This window comes from Rhodothermales bacterium, assembly GCA_013002345.1.
Taxonomy (GTDB): domain Bacteria; phylum Bacteroidota; class Rhodothermia; order Rhodothermales; family JABDKH01; genus JABDKH01.
The window spans coordinates 1-3058 of the sequence record JABDKH010000338.1; the positions used below are offsets into that span (position 1 = coordinate 1).

Annotated in this window: 4 protein-coding genes; all 4 read right to left on the reverse strand. The window is 59.2% G+C overall.

What is annotated here, in order from left to right; genetic code table 11:
- Nucleotides 1-887: penicillin-binding protein (locus HKN37_16080; protein ID NNE48171.1), on the reverse strand; the 887-nt coding region annotated here is incomplete at its 3' end.
- Nucleotides 888-915: 28 nt separating this feature from the next.
- A complete protein-coding gene (locus tag HKN37_16085) occupies nucleotides 916-1377 on the reverse strand; it encodes a hypothetical protein (GenBank protein ID NNE48172.1) in 462 nt (153 codons plus the stop codon).
- 118 nt (nucleotides 1378-1495) lie between these two features.
- Entirely contained in the window at nucleotides 1496-2506 is a 1011-nt protein-coding gene (gene rsmH / locus HKN37_16090; protein ID NNE48173.1) for a 16S rRNA (cytosine(1402)-N(4))-methyltransferase RsmH, read from the reverse strand.
- Nucleotides 2503-2949, reverse strand: coding sequence for a division/cell wall cluster transcriptional repressor MraZ (gene mraZ / locus HKN37_16095; protein NNE48174.1), 447 nt, complete (start codon nucleotides 2947-2949; stop codon nucleotides 2503-2505). The genes rsmH and mraZ overlap by 4 nt, the downstream gene beginning before the upstream one ends.
- Nucleotides 2950-3058 lie beyond the last annotated feature (109 nt).

A 3058-nucleotide genomic window follows, 5' to 3' on the forward strand; every position in this document is an offset into this window, starting at 1 on the left:
ACGGCGGCGACGAGTTTAAAGGTAGAGCCCGGCTCGATCCGGTCGGTGATGGCATGGTTCCTACGGGCTTCGGTGGGGAAGCGCCCGGGAACGTTCGGGTCGTAGGTGGGATAGTTTGCCATCGCCAGTACGGCGCCAGTGTAGGGATTCATGGCTATTGCCGTTCCCCAGTTCGCGCCGGACTCTTTGAGACCTGCTTTTAGTTCTTCTTCAACAATGGTTTGACGGATGAGGTCTATCGTCAGTACAAGCGTTTCGCCATCCTGCGGATCAATCACAGATCCGCCCACAGAGGATTTCATGATGCCCCGTCTGTCGCGTTTGACAGCGCGGCGCCCGGGCGAGCCACGGAGTACGTCGTTGTATCTGAGTTCCAGTCCTGCAATGCCTTCGCCATCTGCATTGACGTGGCCGAGTAGATGGGCCAGCGTCTTTCCGTAGTTGTAGCGCCGGGCGAACTCGGGCTCGAGGATGACACCCGGGACGTCCCAGCTTTCGACCTCAAGCTTCTGCCGTTCGTTGAGACCGCGCGCGAGCTGAACGTACTTGGGGCTTTGCCTGCGATTGATTCTGCCCTGCAGCGCTCCGGCGGCGGAGCCGGTCAGCCTTGCGAGTCGCGAAACAAACGCGTGCTGCTTGTCGGCAAAGTTGAGGACGGTCGGATCGACGGCCAGATCGTAGCGGGCCGTATTTACGGCAAGGGTCCGGCCTTCGGCGTCGACGATGGAGCCGCGCACGGCCGGAAGTACCACCGCGGAATTTGCCTGGTGCTCTCCCTGTTTGCGCAGCTCGACCCCGTCGTACAGATGAATACGGACGACCTGGAGTGTGACAAGCACAGGCAGGATGCTGAGCAGGGTCAGCACCACGTACATTCGGGCCAGTATTTGATCTCGTGGCTTCAGGACGGGAGGGCTATGGGTTTACTACGATTGTCTTGCCGAACGCTGCGTCTTCGACGAAGCCGAGTGCCTGCGCATGTCGATGAACCTCCGCCGGTCCGGTCATGCGATCGAAGTCACCTTTCAGACGATTGTATTTCATGTGGAGCCCATGATTTTCCGTTCTGGCCTGCTCTGTTCGGGCCAGGACATCCTGGGTTGCGTGTATATGACCGACATACAGCGTGAAGGCAGCAGCTACCGAGGCAAGCAGCAAGGCAAAGCGGGCGGTGGATACGGCCTGAAACGGTGAGGCGTCACTGTCCTGTTTGCGACGACGGTTCTTCTTCGACTCAAGCTGTCGCCATGACGGGAGGGCGCCGTGGTCCTTGCCGCTCTTTCGCTTGCGGGCGCGGACCGGCGTGGCTTCCTTACTGTTTTTCGCTCCGGAGGACGACTTTCGGCTCTTCTTCGCGGCTTTGGGTCGCGCGCCCACGATGATCGTCGTTGGCTTCCGTTTCGACTTAGACTTGTGTTGACGTGATGTCTTCGTTGCGACCGGCATGTCCCCACCGTAAGAAGTTCTTTCGCCCGGATCGCATGGGCTGTGATTGTTAGTTCTGCTGTTCCCCGGACTTAGCCGTCTCACTGGTTCGCTGCGCGATACGCAGCCTGGCGCTGCGTGCCCTCGGATTTGCCTCCAGCTCATCCTTGTCGGGTAGCACCGGCCGTCTTGTGATGGGACTCCAGGTGGTCAGCAGGTTGCCGTAAATATCTTTTCGCGATTCACCCTCGAAATTCCCGAACCTCAGAAACCGCTTCACCCGTCGGTCTTCCAGCGAGTGGTAGCTGATGACAGCGATGCGTCCGCCCGTGCGCACGATTCGTGTGGCCGACTCGAGAACGCTCTCAAGAGCTTCGATTTCACCGTTTACGGTGAGCCGGAGCGCTTGAAAGACACGGGAGAGTGTCTTTATCTCGTCTACACGCGACACGCACGATCGTACGATGGTGGCCAATTGGCCCGTAGTTTCGAGCGGTCGCGCGCCACAGATGGCACGTGCGATGCGTGATGCTCTGGGTTCCTCACCGTATTCGCGCAGGATCTGCTTGAGATCGGATTCCGACCAGGTATTCACCAGATCGAAAGCGCTCGTGGCGGACTGCGTGTCCATGCGCATGTCCAACGGTCCGTCGAGCATGTAGGCAAAGCCGCGTTCGGCCTCGTCCAACTGCCTGCTCGAAACACCGAGATCAAGAAGCACTCCATCGACAGAGTTGATGCCTTGTGCAGCGAGGAGCGACTCCATCTCTGCAAAATCACCCCGGAGGATGGTCAGCCGGCCCTGCTGCACCGCCGACCGAAGTCGGCCGTTCGCCTCGGCGCACGCCTGCTCGTCACGATCAATTCCGACAACCCGGCCTTCCGACTTCAGGGCGTCTAGCAGCGCGGCCGTATGGCCACCGCCGCCGAGCGTTCCATCGACGTAGGTACCGGAGTGATCCGTGATAAGATTGTCTACGACAGCATTGCAAAGAACAGGTGCGTGATAGCGTGTGGCGTATTCTCGATATCCGCCACCTGCCTCACGCGGAGGCCGCTCGTCGGACGCGTCGCCGGTCATTCCCGGCCCATCACGCGTTCAGCCAGCGTCTCATAGTCTATTTCCTGTCCTTCCAGGTATAGCTGGAAGGACTCCGGATTCCAGATTTCAATATGGTCCAGGGCACCGATCATGAGCGCTCGCTCGCCAATTCCAGCGAATTCCGCAAGCGTCCGCGGTACACCGATCCTACCCTGCCCATCCAGCGTGACTTCTTCCGCCCACATGAGGATGCCGCGGATGAAGTCGCGCGTCTCGCTGCGATAGGTGTTCAGCGTGCCGATATCGGATTCCATTTGCTCCCAGTGATCCTGCGGATACATGAAGATGCACTTCTCGAATCCGCGGGTGAGGGTAAAGGTGTTCTTCGCCTCCGGCTTGAGGGCATTCCTCATCTTGGCAGGAACGGCTACGCGTCCCTTGCTATCAACGGAATACTCTGCTTGTCCCTTGAACCCCGCCATGGGTCACCCATGTACTGACCAGACACCCAGGTGGGATACCCTGGGATAATTCCCCACTTTTCCCCACCGTCGGCAAAAGGTACACTATTTCGCAGCAATGTCAAGCGCC